Origin of the sequence: Nakamurella flavida, from assembly GCF_030811475.1 — a bacterium.
Lineage (GTDB): Bacteria > Actinomycetota > Actinomycetes > Mycobacteriales > Nakamurellaceae > Nakamurella > Nakamurella flavida.
In genome coordinates, this window is sequence record NZ_JAUSQV010000001.1 from 749416 (window position 1) to 763041 (window position 13626).

Sequence of the window (13626 nt, forward strand, 5' to 3'; positions counted from 1 at the left end):
GGAACGGCCCCGGAACGCTGCCGCCGGCCCCGGAACGACCACACCGGCGTGTCCCGAGGGACACGCCGGTGCGGATGAATCGTTTATGCGGGAGGTCAGCGGAGGGCGACGGCCGTGGGGTGCACCGGGTCGGGCAGGAACGAGGACCCCCCGGCCAGGTAGGCGTCCACCCCGGCCGCGGCCGAACGGCCCTCGGCGATGGCCCAGACGATGAGGCTCTGCCCGCGCCCGGCGTCCCCGGCGACGAAGACCCCGGGGACCGAGGTCATGTACTGGGCGTCCCGGTCGATCCATCCCCGGGAGGTCATGCCGACCCCGAGCTGGTCGAGCAGGCCCTCCTGCTCCGGGCCGGTGAAGCCCAGTGCGATGAGGACCAGATCGGCCTCCAGGTGCGCGTCCGAACCGGGGGTCGGCTCGAACCCGCCCGGGATGCGCCGGCCGGACAGCAGGTGCAGTCCGGTGACGTGCCCGTCCCGACCCTCGAACGTCGTCGAGTTGACGCCGAAGATGCGCTCGCCGCCCTCCTCGTGGGCCGCCGACGTGCGCAGCATCAGCGGGTAGGTGGGCCACGGCGTCGAGGAGTGGCGGGTCTCCGGCGGACGGATGTGGATGTCGAGCTGGGTGACCGACTCGGCGCCCTGGCGCAGGGCCGTGCCGTAGCAGTCGGCGCCGGTGTCACCGCCGCCGATGATCACGACCTTCTTGCCCTGCGCGGTGATGTCCACCGCGTCCCGGGTGCCCTCGAGCACCTGGTTCTGCTGGGTCAGGTAGTCCATCGCCAGATGGATGCCGTCGAGGTGACGACCCTCGATCTCCAGTTCGCGCGGCACGGTCGCCCCGGTGGCCAGCACCACGGCGTCGAACCGGGCCCGCAGCTCGTCCAGGGTGAAGTCGGTCCCCACGGACACCCCGGCGACGAAGGTGACACCCTCGCCGACCATCTGCTCCAGGCGCCGGTCCAGCACCTCGCGGTCCATCTTGAACTCGGGGATGCCGTAGCGCATGAGGCCGCCGATGCGTGCGTCCCGCTCGTAGACCGTCACGTCGTGACCGGCCCGGGCCAACTGCTGAGCGGCGGCCAGACCGGCCGGCCCGGAGCCCACCACGGCCACACTGCGGCCGGTGCGGACCTGCGCCGGCCGGGGCGCCAGGCCGCCGTCGGCGATGGAGCGATCGGCGATCTCCTGCTCGACCAGCTTGATGGCCACCGCGTCGTCACCGATGGCCAGGACGCAGGACGCCTCGCACGGCGCCGGGCACAACCGCCCGGTGAACTCCGGGAAGTTGTTCGTGGCGTGCAGCCGCTCGGCCGCCTCGGCCCACCGGTCGGTGCGCACCAGGTCGTTCCACTCCGGGATGAGGTTCCCCAGCGGACATCCGTTGTGGCAGAACGGGATCCCACAGTCCATGCAGCGCGCGGCCTGGATACGGGTGTCCTGCTCGGAGAAGGGCTCGTAGACCTCGCGGTAGTCCCGCAGACGCAGGTCGACCGGACGCCGGGCCGGGGTGTGCCGGCCGTGCTTGAGAAAGCCGGTGGGATCAGCCACGCGCGGACTCCATGATCATCTCGTTGGCGTCGAGACCGCGCTCTGCGGCCTCGGCCATCACGGACAGGACGCGTCGGTAGTCCCGGGGCATGACCCGGGAGAACCGCTGCGCGGACAGCGGCCAGTTGGCGAGCAGGTCGCGGGCGACCCGTGAACCGGTCAGGTCGAGGTGTGCGGTGACGACCTCGCCCAGCCAGATCACCTCGTCCTGCGCCAGCTCCTCCAGGTCGACGAGCTCGCCGTTGACCTTGGCGGGGTCGGCGTCGAGCAGGTAGGCGATGCCGCCGCTCATCCCGGCGCCGACGTTGCGACCGGTGCGGCCCAGGATGACCACGCGACCGCCGGTCATGTACTCGCAGGCGTGGTCGCCGGAGCCCTCGGTGACCATCAGTGCCCCGGAGTTGCGGACGGCGAAGCGCTCGCCGACCCGCCCCCGCAGGAACATCTCCCCCGAGGTGGCGCCGTAGCCGACCGTGTTGCCGCCGATGACCTGGATCTTGGCCCCCTCGGCCTGCGCCGGGGAGTTCTCCTCCGGCCGGACGACGATGCGCCCGCCGGAGAGCCCCTTGCCGATGTAGTCGTTGGCGTCACCGGTGAGGGTGATGGACACCCCGCGCGGCAGGAATGCCCCCAGCGATTGTCCGGCCGTCCCGAGTAGGTCGATGGCGATGGTGTGCTCCGGCAGCCCCTCCGGACCGAACCGACGGGTGACCTCCGAACCGAGCATGGTGCCGGCCGTGCGGTCCACGTTGCGGATGGGCGAGGAGATGCGCACCGGCTCCCCCGTCTCCAGGGTGTGCGCGGCCTGCTCGACGAGCCGCGCGTCCAGCGTGGCGGAAAGATCGTGCCGGGCCGGATGGGTGCTGTAGAGCGGGCTGTCGATCGCGGGGATCTCCAGCAGCGGGGCCAGGTCGAGCCCCCGGGCCCGGTGGTGGGCGACCGCGGTGGAGACGTCGAGCCGCTGCGCCTGCCCGACGGCCTCGTCGATGGTCCGGAACCCCAGCTCGGCCAGGTAACCGCGGACCTGCTCGGCCAGGTACAGGAAGAACGTCTCGACGAACTCCGGGGTCCCGGTGTAACGCTCGCGCAGCACCGGGTTCTGGGTGGCGATGCCGACCGGACAGGTGTCCAGGTGGCAGACCCGCATCATGATGCAGCCCGCCACGATCAGCGGCGCCGTCGAGAAGCCGAACTCCTCGGCCCCCAGCAGCGCGGCGACCACCACGTCGCGGCCGGTCTTGAGCCCACCGTCGACCTGCACCCGGACCTGGGCGCGGAGCTGGTTGAGCCGCAGCGTCTGCTGGGTCTCGGCCAGCCCGAGCTCCCACGGCTGCCCGCAGTGCTTGAGCGAGGTCAGCGCGGCCGCGCCGGTCCCGCCGTCGTTGCCGGCCACGATGACCTTGTCGGCGTGCGCCTTGGTGACCCCGGCGGCGACCGTGCCCACCCCGGGCTCGGAGACCAGCTTCACCGACACGGCCGCGGCCGGGTTGGCGTTGCGGACGTCGTGGATCAGCTGCTTGAGATCCTCGATCGAGTAGATGTCGTGGTGCGGCGGCGGGGAGATCAGACCGACACCCGGGGTGGCGTGCCGGGTCTCGGCGATCCACGGGTACACCTTGTGCCCCGGCAGCTGACCGCCCTCGCCCGGCTTGGCCCCCTGGGCCATCTTGATCTGGATCTCCGCGGCGTTCACCAGATAGGCGCTGGTCACCCCGAAGCGGCCGGAGGCGACCTGCTTGATGGCCGAACGACGCTTCGGGTCGAGGAGCCGGTCGACGTCCTCGCCGCCCTCGCCGGTGTTCGACTTGCCGCCGAGGCGGTTCATCGCGATGGCGAGGTCCTGGTGGGCCTCGGCCGAGATCGACCCGTAGGACATCGCCCCGGTGACGAAGCGCTTGACGATCTCGGTGGCCGGCTCGACCTCCTCGATCGGGACGGCGGTGGACGCGTCCGTGCGCAGGGTGAACAGCCCGCGCAGCGTGCCGCCCTGGCGGGCCAGCTCGTCCACCTTGTCGGTGTACCGCTGGAACACCGACTCCTGCTTGGAGCGGGTGGCGTGCTGCAGCAGGTAGACCGTCTCCGGGTTGAACAGGTGGATCTCACCCTCGCGGCGCCACTGGTACTGCCCGCCGACCTCGAGCCCGCGGTGCACCAGCGCCGTGGGGTTGGGGACGAAGGCGACGGCGTGCCGGCTCGCGACGTCCGAGGCGATGACCTCGAGATCGGTCCCGCCGGTGCGCGTCGTCGTGCCGGTGAAGTACTCGTCCAGGATCGCCTGGTTCAGCCCGAAGCAGGCGAAGATCTGCGCGCCGCGGTACGAGCCCACGGTGGAGATGCCCATCTTGGACATCACCTTGAGCACGCCCTTGCTCAGGGCGTACACCAGGTTGTGGATGGCGGTGCGGGGGTCGACGTCACCGAGCAGCCCCTGGTGGGACAGATCGGCCGCGGACCGGATGGCCAGGTACGGGTTCACGGCACCGGCGCCGTAGCCGAGGAGCAGGGCGATGTGGTGCACCTCGCGCGCGTCCCCGGCCTCCACGACCAGGGCGACCTTGGTCCGCGACTTCTGCCGGACCAGGTGCTGGTGCACGGCGGAGGTCAGCAGCAGGGACGGGATCGGCGCGCTCTCCTCGTCGGAGAACCGGTCGGAGAGCACCAGGATGCGGGCGCCGTCGGCGATGGCCGCGTCGGCGGCCCGGCGGCACTCCTCGATCGCCTCGGCCAGGGCCGCGGCGCCGCCCGCCACCCGGTACAGACCCGGGATCTTGACGCCGGCGAACCCGGGCAGGTTGCCGTCGTCGTTGATGCCGACCAGCTTGGCCAGGTCGATGTTGTCGATGACCGGCAGTGGCAGCACGATCTGCCGACAGGAGGCCGGGCCGGGCTTGAGCAGGTTCTGCTCCGGCCCGATCACGCTGGACAGGGACGTCACGACGGATTCCCGGATCGCATCCAACGGCGGGTTGGTCACCTGGGCGAACAGCTGGGTGAAGTAGTCGAAGAGCATCCGCGGACGCTCGGACAGCGCAGCCTCGGGGGTGTCGGTGCCCATCGACCCGACGCCCTCGGCCCCCGTCTGCGCCATCGGCGCGACGAGGACGCGCAGCTCCTCCTCGGTGTACCCGAAGATCTGCTGGCGACGCAGCACCTCGGCGTGCGGGGTGACCACGTACTCGCGGCTGGGCAGCTCGCTGAGCCGCAGCAGCCCGGCCGAGACCCACTCGGCGTACGGGTTCTCGTGGGCCAAGCCGCTCTTGATCTCACCGTCGACCAGGATCCGGCCCTGGTCGGTGTCGACCAGGAACATCCGACCCGGCTGCAGCCGGCCGCGCTCGACGATCTTCTCCGGCGGGATGGACAGGACCCCTGCTTCGGAGGCCAGCACCACCGTGTCGTCGGTGGTCAGCCACCAGCGCCCGGGCCGCAGACCGTTGCGGTCCAGCACCGCGCCGAGCAGCGTGCCGTCGGTGAAGGTCACGCAGGCCGGTCCGTCCCAGGGTTCGATGACCGAGGCGTGGAACTCGGCGAACGCCCGGATGTCCGGGTCCATGGCGACGTTGTTCTCCCAGGCCTCCGGGATCATCATCATCACCGCGTGCGGCAGGCTGCGACCGCCGAGGTGCAGCAGCTCGAGCACCTCGTCGAAGGTCGCCGAGTCCGAGGCGTCCGGGCTGCAGACCGGGAAGACCCGCTTGAGGTCACCCGGGATGAGATCGGTGGCCAGCAGGGCCTCGCGGGCCCGCATCCGGTTGCGGTTGCCGCGGACGGTGTTGATCTCGCCGTTGTGCGCGATGAACCGGAACGGGTGCGCCAACGGCCATGCCGGGAAGGTGTTCGTGGAGAACCGGGAGTGCACGATCGCGATGGCGCTCTCGGTGCGCACATCGGTGAGATCGGCGAAGAAGGCCGGCAGCTGCTCGGTGGTGAGCATGCCCTTGTAGACCATGGTGCGACTGGACAGCGAGCAGAAGTAGGTGCCCACGCCGGCCTCGGTGGTGGCCTTGCGGAAGAGCTTGCGGGCCGGGTAGACGAGCCGGTCCAGGTCGATGCCGGCCGGACGGCTGCCGTCCTCGCGGGCCGGCGCGGCCAGGAAGAGCTGCTCGAACGCCGGCATCACGTCCCGGGCCATCTGTCCCACGCCGGCGCCGACCGCGTCGGCGGGCACGGTGCGCCAGCCCAGCAGCTCGAGGTTCTCGTCGCGGGCGATGCCGGCGATGATCTCCTTCGCGCGGGCGCGCTCGGTCTCCCCGGCGGGCAGGAAGGCGATGCCGACGGCATAGGCCTCCCCGTGCCGGGGATCGTCGGCGACGGGCAGGGGGAAGTCGACGACGGCGCGCAGCAAGGCGTCCGGGATCTGGATGAGGATGCCCGCGCCGTCACCGACCGCCGGGTCCGCCCCGGCGGCGCCGCGGTGGTCGAGGTTGATCAGGGCGGTCACGCCGTCGGCCACGATCTTGTGGCTCCGGCGCCCCTTGATGTCCGCGACCGCGGCGACACCGCAGGAATCGCTCTCGAGTGCAGGGTCGTACAGCCCCTGGGGGGCGGGCATCGCCGAGAACTCCACGGCAGGCCTCCCGTCGTCGGCGGTGCGGTCGCCACGGCGACCGACACGCGAGAAGTGATGGGTGTGGGCGGGATGCGGCGCATCCGTTCCGTCGTGTGACCGGTCACGGAGGGCCGACGTGGTCGGCCTTCCCCGCATCCGTTGCAGAGCAGGGGTGAGGGCGTCCGTGCGGGATCACCGCCGTGTCGCCCGTGATCCCCGTAGTCGCCTGCGCGGAGCGCAGTCGGGCACAGGTGATCACCGGGACGACGATGGCCCAATCCACCTGGGAATTTACCGCACCCTCGCACCGGCGGCGTACCTCCGGCGGTATCGGTCCGGACACCTTCCCGACGCCCCCGGACACCCCCGGTGGGCGACCCCGGGGCGCCGCCGGTGGATCTTGCCGGGTGGAGCCGGGTGCCGACGGCGGAGGCGGCGATGTCGCATCCGCCGACCGGCCGCGGGGGCCGGTCGGCCGGTCGGGTCAGGGGGTCGGGTCGACCCGGTCCGTCCCCGTGGTCCCGGTCGACGCCGGGGTCCCGGTGGGGGCCGGGGACGACCCACCCGAGCGGACGGCCCGGTCGACCGTGGGATTCCCGTCGGTGTCGCGATCTCCGTCGGTGTCGCGTCCGCCGTCGGTGTCGCGTCCGCCGTCGCTCGGCCGGTCGCCGGCCGGGGGAACGTCGTCGGTCGCCGCCGCGTCCTCCCCGTCGTCCGGGCCGGGGCCGCGGACCAGGGCCGGATCCTCCCGACCGGCGTGCCGGCGCAGGACGAGGAACACCACGGCGCACAGGAACACGATCACCGAGGTGAACACGTTGATCCGAAGTCCGAGGAAGGTGTTGGCGGGGTCGATGCGGAGCATCTCGATCCAGGTGCGGCCCAGCGTGTAGCCGGCCACGTAGAGCGCGAAGACCCGCCCGCCGCCGAGGCGGTACCGGCGGTCGAGGGCGACGATGATCGCGGCGACCGCGAGGTTCCAGAGCAGCTCGTACAGGAAGGTCGGCTGGTAGATCCCGCAGAGCACCTCCGGGTTCGCCTTGACGTAGTCGGTCGGGAACTCGCACAGCCCGCCGGTGGGCACACCGCCGGGCACCCCGTCCGGGGTGCGGACGAACACCTCCAGCCCCCAGGGCAAGGTGGTCGGGCTGCCGAACAGCTCCTGGTTGAACCAGTTGCCGAGGCGGCCGATGGCCTGGGCGGTGACGATGCCGGGGGCGATGGCGTCGGCGAAGGCCGGGAACGACACCTTGTACCGCCGGCAGCCGATCCAGGCACCGACCGCGCCGAGGGCGATGGCCCCCCAGATGCCGAGGCCACCGTTCCAGATGGCGAGGGCGTTCCAGGGGTTGCGGCCGGGCCCGAAGTAGAGCTGGTTGTCGGTGACGACGTGGTAGATCCGACCGCCCACGATGCCGAACGGCACCATGAACACCGCGATGTCGGTGACCCGACCGGGTCGTCCACCGCGGGCGACGAATCGCTTGTTGCCCCACCAGACGCCGACCGCGATGCCGATGATGATGAAGACCGCGTAGGCGCGGATGGCCAGCGGGCCGAGGTACCAGACCCCCTGCGGTGGCGACGGGATACCGGTGAGGACGGCGTTCACGCCACGTCGCCGGCCGGGGTGGGGGTGCGCACCCCGTCGGCCAGTTCCTCGGCGAGCGCGGCGACCGCGCGCGCGGCCCCGACGGCTCCGTTGTCCGCGGCCTTGGCTATCGACACGAAGGCCGACCCCACGATGACGGCATCGGCGTAGGAGGCGATCTCCGCCGCCTGCCGTCCGGTGCGGACGCCGAGGCCGACCCCGATGGGCAGGTCGGTGAGCTCACGGCAGCGGGCGACCAGACCGGGGGCCGCCGAGGACACCTGGTCCCGGGCGCCGGTGACGCCCATGGTCGACGCCGCGTACAGGAAGCCGCGGGTGGCACCCGCGGTCAGGGCGATGCGTTCCGGCCCGGTGGACGGGGCCACGAGGAAGATCGGGGCCAGCCCGGCCGCGTCCATCGCCGACCGCCAGGGGCCGGCCTCGTCGACGATCAGATCGGGGGTGATGACCCCGGCGCCGCCGGCCGACGCCAGATCACGAGCGAAGGCGTCGACCCCGTAGGCCATGACGGGGTTGAAGTAGGTCATGACCACGGCGCGACCACCGGCCGCGGTGACCGACTCGACCAGGGTGATCAGCTTGCGGGCCGAGAACCCGGCGGCCAACGAGGCCTGCTGGGCGTCTTGGATGACCGGGCCGTCGAGAACCGGGTCGGAGAAGGGCATGCCGACCTCGACCAGGTCGCAGCCGCCCTCCACCATCGCCCGGAACAGCGCGACGGAGGTGTCCGCGTCCGGGTAGCCGGCGGGCAGGTAGCCGACCAGCGCGGCCCGGCCCTCGGCGCGGGTGGCGGCGAACATGTCGGCGAGCTGCTGCTGGGGCTGCGCCGCCGGAGTGGCGGCCCCCGTCGCGCCGGGGACGGCGAGATCCACCCGGTCCACCGGTCCGAGACCGGCCGAGGTCCACTGCGGGCTGGGTGACAGCGCGCCGTCCGGCTCCGCGGCGGTCACAGCTGGATGTCCTGGCCGCTGGGGGCGGCGGGGAAGTCGGACGGCCGCACGGCCGGTGGCCCGTCGGGGGCGTTCACCGCACCCTTCTCGGCCGCCTCGGTGGCGCGCTCCGTGCCGTCGACCGCGGTGTCGTCACCGAGACCGAACCACCGCAGGGCCGTCTCCATGTCCTTGTCGCCACGACCGGAGACGTTGATCAGCACGATCCCGCCGGGGCCGATCTCGCGGGCCAGGGCCACCCCGCCGGCGACCGCGTGGGCCGACTCGATGGCCGGGATGATGCCCTCGGTCCGGGACAGCAGCGCGAACGCGTCCATGGCCTGGGTGTCGGTGATCGGCCGGTACTCCGCGCGGGAGATGTCGGCGAGGTGCGAGTGCTCGGGGCCGACGCCCGGGTAGTCCAGGCCGGCGGAGATCGAGTGCGACTCGGCGACCTGGCCGTCCTCGTTCTGCAGCAGGAACGACCGCGCCCCGTGCAGGACGCCGACCGTCCCGCCACTGATGGTGGAGGCGTGTCGGCCGGTCTCCACCCCGTCGCCGCCGGCCTCGAGACCGACCAGGCGGACGTCCGGGTCGTCCAGGAAGGCGTGGAAGATGCCGATGGCGTTGGAGCCGCCGCCGACGCAGGCGGCGACGGCGTCGGGCAGGCGGCCGGTGAGCCGCTGCACCTGTACCCGCGCCTCGAGTCCGATGATCCGCTGGAAGTCGCGCACGATGACCGGGAACGGGTGCGGCCCGCCGACCGTGCCGAACAGGTAGAAGGTGTGGTCGACGTTGGTCACCCAGTCGCGGAACGCCTCGTTGATGGCGTCCTTGAGGGTGGCCGACCCGTTGTCCACCGGGACGACCTCCGCGCCGAGCAGGCGCATGCGAGCGACGTTCAGGGCCTGGCGCTCGGTGTCGACACGCCCCATGTAGACGGTGCACTGCAGGCCGAGCAGGGCGGCGGCGGTGGCGGTGGCCACGCCGTGCTGGCCGGCGCCCGTCTCGGCGATGACCTTCGTCTTGCCCATCCGCTGGGCGAGCAGGGCCTGCCCGAGCACGTTGTTGATCTTGTGGCTGCCGGTGTGGTTCAGGTCTTCCCGCTTGAGCAGGATGCGGGCCCCGCCGACCTCGGCGGTCAGCCGCGCGGCGTCCGACAGCGGGCTGGGGCGCCCGGCGTACGTCTCGGCCAACCGGTCCAGCTCGGCCAGGAACTCGGGATCGATGCGGGCCTTGCGGTAGGCCTCGGCCACCTCGTCGAGAGCGCCGACCAGCGCCTCGGGCAGCCACCGGCCGCCGAAGTCACCGAAGTAGCCGCGCTCGTCCGGGTCGTGGTCGGTGCCGGCCAGGGCGTCGGAGTGACGGGGCAGGCCGTCGGCGCGGGGCGGCAGGCCCTCCGCACGGGGGGCACGGCCGGCGGACGGACCGCCCGCGGGCCGGACGGGTGTGGTCGGGTCGACCGGACGGTCGATCCCAGCGGGACTCACCACAGCAGGCACTCCAGACGTGCTCGGGACGGGACGGCGCCACCGCGGGAGGCGGCCTGCCGATCATGCCTCAGCCGACCGACAGCCAGGCTCAGCGGGACGGGCGGGGGCAGGACGGATGGGATCCGGCGGTCACCAGGTCGGCCACCGCGGCCCGCGGATCACCGGCGGTCACGAGCCCCTCGCCGACGAGGACGGCATCGGCGCCCGCTCCGGCGTAGGCCAGCAGATCGGCCGGTCCCCGCACGCCGGACTCGGCGATGCGGATGACGTCGTTCGGGAGGTTGGAGGCGATCCGGGCGAAGACGGCCCGGTCGACCTGCAGGGTCTTGAGATCCCGTGCGTTCACGCCGATGACCTTGGCCCCGGCCTCGAGCGCGCGGTCGCGCTCCTCCTCGGTGTGCACCTCGACCAGCGCCGTCATCCCCAGGGACTCGACGCGCTCGAGGAGGCCGTGCAGCACGTTCTGCTCAAGGGCGGCCACGATGAGCAGGACGAGGTCGGCGCCGTGGGCCCGGGCCTCGTGGACCTGGTACGGGCTGACCACGAAGTCCTTGCGCAGGACCGGGACGTCGACGGCGGCGCGGACGGCGTCCAGGTCGGCGAGGCTGCCGCCGAACCGGCGCTCCTCGGTGAGGACCGAGATGACCCGCGCGCCGCCGTCGGCGTAGAGCGCGGCGAGCGCGGCCGGATCGGCGATGGTGGCCAGGGCGCCCTTGGACGGGCTGGACCGCTTGACCTCGGCGATGACCCCCACGCCGGGCTCGCGGAGCACGTCCAGCACCCGCCGGGGGGACGGGGCGTCGGCCGCACGGGCCTTGACCTCGGCCAACGACAGCGCGGCCTCGCGCACGGCCAGATCCTGACGGACCCCGTCGATGATCGACTCGAGTACGTTCATCTGCTTACCCCCCGGTGCCGGGCCACAGGTGGGGCTCCGGGCATTCGTCGCCATCGGAGCTCGCCGCTTGCTGGACGCGGTCTCTTGGACGGCCATCGTAACCGCCACGAACCGCCCCGTCGGACACCTGGAACGGGGTGGGATCGCCCCCCGGACGAGGGGCGCCGGTCATCCCGGGCCGCGTTCCGTGGGCGGTTCGGGTGGATCGGACGGGTCGGTGGCCCCTCCTCCGGGGCCATCCCGACGGGTGACCACCTGGCGGCCGTCGGCACCGGCGGTCGGGTCGGAACCGGAATCCAGCTGGTTCCACCAGTCCACGGTGCGGGCCTCGGCGTCCCCCGCTCCGCCGGCTCCCGATCCGTCGTCCGGGCCGACCGGGCCGGAGCCGGCGGTCGAGGTCACCCCGTCCTGTCGGCCCGGGTCCGGGACCGGGAGCATCGACGCCGTGGACGCCCCCGGGGTGCGGCTCCCCGGTCGCCGACGTTCGTAGCGGGCACCCAGGGTCCGACGCCGGCCGACCCCGCGGCCCGTCACCACCAGGAGTCCGGCGACGACCACGGCCAACGCACCGACGACGGCGATCAGGGGTCCCCACGGGCGACCGGTCGCCTCGGCGGTCGCGGTCGCGGGCCGGACCAACTGTCCGGCCAGGGCCGCCGGGGGCGTGAAGAGGGCCAGCACCGCACGCACGCCCACCAGCAGGCCGGCCAGTACGAGCAGACCACCGACGAGCCGCCGGGCCACCCCCCGGGTGGCCAGGGTGGCGCCCAGACCGGCGAGCACGACCAGGGCGACGGGGACCAGCTCGGGCAGCGTCGCGGCACCCGACGCGGTCGCGTCGATCCGGCCGGTGAGCGAGTCGTCGAACGGCTGGCTCCACCAGGTGAACCCCGCCGCGGCGGCCATGGCGATCGCGCCGAGCACCGCGGCCAGCGCGATGACGGCCAGCGGGCGGCGGGCGGTCGAGGCCTCAGCCATGCCGGGTGTCGTCCGGACGGCCCAGTCGGTCGACCGGGGTCATCGTGCCCGCGGCGCCGACCGCGGCGATGACGGCGGCCGCCTTGGCCTGGCACTCCGCGTCCTCGGTGGCCGGGACGGAATCGGCGACCACGCCCGCGCCGGCCTGGACGTGGGCGACCCCGTCGACGAGCAGGGCGGTGCGGATGGAGATCGCGGTGTCCGCGTCCCCGGCGAAGTCCAGGTAACCGACCACTCCCCCGTACACGCCCCGGCGGGCGGGTTCGAGCCGGTCGATGATCTGCATGGCCCGCGGCTTGGGCGCGCCGGAGAGGGTCCCGGCCGGGAAGCAGGCGGCCAGGGCGTCCCAGGCCGAACGCCCCTGGGCCAGGGTGCCGGTCACCGTGGACACGATGTGCATGACGTGGCTGTACCGCTCCACGGTGAAGAAGTCGACGACCTTGACGCTGCCCGGCGCGCAGACCCGGCCGAGATCGTTGCGGCCGAGGTCGACCAGCATGACGTGCTCGGAGCGTTCCTTGGTGTCGGCGAGCAGGTCCTTGGCCAGCAGGACGTCGTCCTCCTCGGTGGCCCCGCGGGGGCGGGTGCCCGCGATGGGGTGCATCGTCACCAACCCGTCCCGCACGGTGACCAGGGCCTCCGGGGAGGAGCCGACGACGGCCAGCGGGAGACCGTCCACGGTCGGCAGCCGCAGCAGGAACATGTAGGGGCTGGGGTTGGTGGCCCGCAGCACGCGGTAGATGTCCAGGGCGTCGGCCTCGGTGGGCACGTCGAACCGCTGCGACAGCACGACCTGGAAGATGTCGCCGGCCCGGATGTGCTCCTTGGCCGCCTCGACCACGGCCCGGTAGTCGGCCGACTCGGTCCGCCGCCGGACCTCCGGGTCCTGCGCGGTGAAGACGGCGGCGGCCACGCCGTGCGGCCGGGCCAGGCCACGGGTCATCGCCCCCAACCGGGCGACCGCGTCGTCGTAGGCGGCGTCCACCCGTTCGTCGGTGGCGTCCCAGTTCACCGCGTTGGCGATGAGGGTGACGGTGCCCTCGTGGTGGTCCAGCGCGGCGAGGTCGGTGGCCAGCATCATCACCAGCTCGGGGACGCCGAGCTCGTCGGCGGGTTCCTGGCCGGGCGCACCGAGCCGCTCCAGCCGCCGCACGATGTCGTAGCCGAGATAGCCGACCATCCCGCCGGTCAACGGGGGCAACCCGGCCAGCGGCTCGGTCTGCAGCAGGCGCAGCGTCTCGGCCAGCGCGACGAGCGGGTCGCCGTGGGTGGGCAACCCCACCGGGACCTCCCCCAGCCAGTGCGCGTGCCCGTCGACCTCGGTCAGCGCGGTGCGGGCCTGGACACCGACGAACGACCAGCGCGACCACGACTTCCCGTGCTCGGCCGACTCCAGCAGGAAGGTGCCGGGCCGGTCCTGGGCCAGGGTGGAGTAGAGCCCGATCGGGGTGATGGCGTCGGCGAGGAGCCTGCGGGTGACCGGGATGACCCGGCGACCCTCCGCGGCCAGCGCCCGGAACTCCTCGCGGCCCGGCCGGATCTCCCCCAGGGGAAGCGCCCGGGTGGTCGTCGGCGCGGTCATCGGGCCGCCCCGGGGCAGGGTCGGGCGAGGACGGTGAA

The 13626-nt window shown here is 72.9% G+C and carries 8 protein-coding genes; all 8 read right to left on the minus strand.

The features are described 5' to 3' along the window. Nucleotides 1–95: 95 nt before the first annotated feature. The 8 genes from J2S58_RS03320 to J2S58_RS03355 all read right to left on the minus strand — a co-directional run bounded on the left by J2S58_RS03320 (nt 96) and on the right by J2S58_RS03355 (nt 13588). Nucleotides 96–1547 (minus strand): glutamate synthase subunit beta, encoded by a 1452-nt coding sequence (locus tag J2S58_RS03320; RefSeq protein ID WP_205255614.1) that lies wholly within the window; start codon nt 1545–1547, stop codon nt 96–98. Beyond that, a complete protein-coding gene (gene gltB, locus J2S58_RS03325) occupies nt 1540–6114 on the minus strand; it encodes a glutamate synthase large subunit (protein WP_205255613.1) in 4575 nt (1524 codons plus the stop codon). Before gltB ends, J2S58_RS03320 begins: the two co-directional genes overlap by 8 nt. 466 nt (nt 6115–6580) lie before the next feature. Beyond that, complete coding sequence (lgt, locus tag J2S58_RS03330) at nt 6581–7708, minus strand: prolipoprotein diacylglyceryl transferase (protein WP_306826336.1); 1128 nt, start codon at nt 7706–7708, stop codon at nt 6581–6583. After that, on the minus strand, nt 7705–8508 hold the full coding sequence (trpA, locus tag J2S58_RS03335) for a tryptophan synthase subunit alpha (protein WP_205256041.1): 804 nt from the start codon (nt 8506–8508) through the stop codon (nt 7705–7707). Before trpA ends, lgt begins: the two co-directional genes overlap by 4 nt. A 146-nt stretch (nt 8509–8654) precedes the next feature. After that, nucleotides 8655–10031 (minus strand): tryptophan synthase subunit beta, encoded by a 1377-nt coding sequence (trpB, locus tag J2S58_RS03340; RefSeq protein ID WP_370881849.1) that lies wholly within the window; start codon nt 10029–10031, stop codon nt 8655–8657. A gap of 187 nt (nt 10032–10218) precedes the next feature. Next, nucleotides 10219–11028, minus strand: a complete 810-nt coding sequence (gene trpC, locus J2S58_RS03345) for an indole-3-glycerol phosphate synthase TrpC (protein ID WP_205255612.1) — start codon at nt 11026–11028, stop codon at nt 10219–10221. Nucleotides 11029–11196: 168 nt separating this feature from the next. Beyond that, the gene (locus J2S58_RS03350; protein ID WP_205255611.1) at nt 11197–12006 is read right to left on the minus strand and encodes a Trp biosynthesis-associated membrane protein; all 810 of its coding nucleotides are present in this window, start codon (nt 12004–12006) and stop codon (nt 11197–11199) included. Beyond that, nucleotides 11999–13588, minus strand: coding sequence for an anthranilate synthase component I (locus J2S58_RS03355; protein ID WP_205255610.1), 1590 nt, complete (start codon nt 13586–13588; stop codon nt 11999–12001). The genes J2S58_RS03350 and J2S58_RS03355 overlap by 8 nt, the downstream gene beginning before the upstream one ends. Nucleotides 13589–13626: the final 38 nt, after the last annotated feature.

What these genes read in the sequence shown, in the direction of transcription:
- trpA (WP_205256041.1), bottom strand. Translation starts at nt 8,508, where the DNA reads ATGTTCGCCGCCACCCGCGCCGAGGGCCGGGCCGCGCTGGTCGGCTAC.
- trpC (WP_205255612.1), bottom strand. Translation starts at nt 11,028, where the DNA reads ATGAACGTACTCGAGTCGATCATCGACGGGGTCCGTCAGGATCTGGCC.
- J2S58_RS03350 (WP_205255611.1), bottom strand. Translation starts at nt 12,006, where the DNA reads ATGGCTGAGGCCTCGACCGCCCGCCGCCCGCTGGCCGTCATCGCGCTG.
- J2S58_RS03355 (WP_205255610.1), bottom strand. Translation starts at nt 13,588, where the DNA reads ATGACCGCGCCGACGACCACCCGGGCGCTTCCCCTGGGGGAGATCCGG.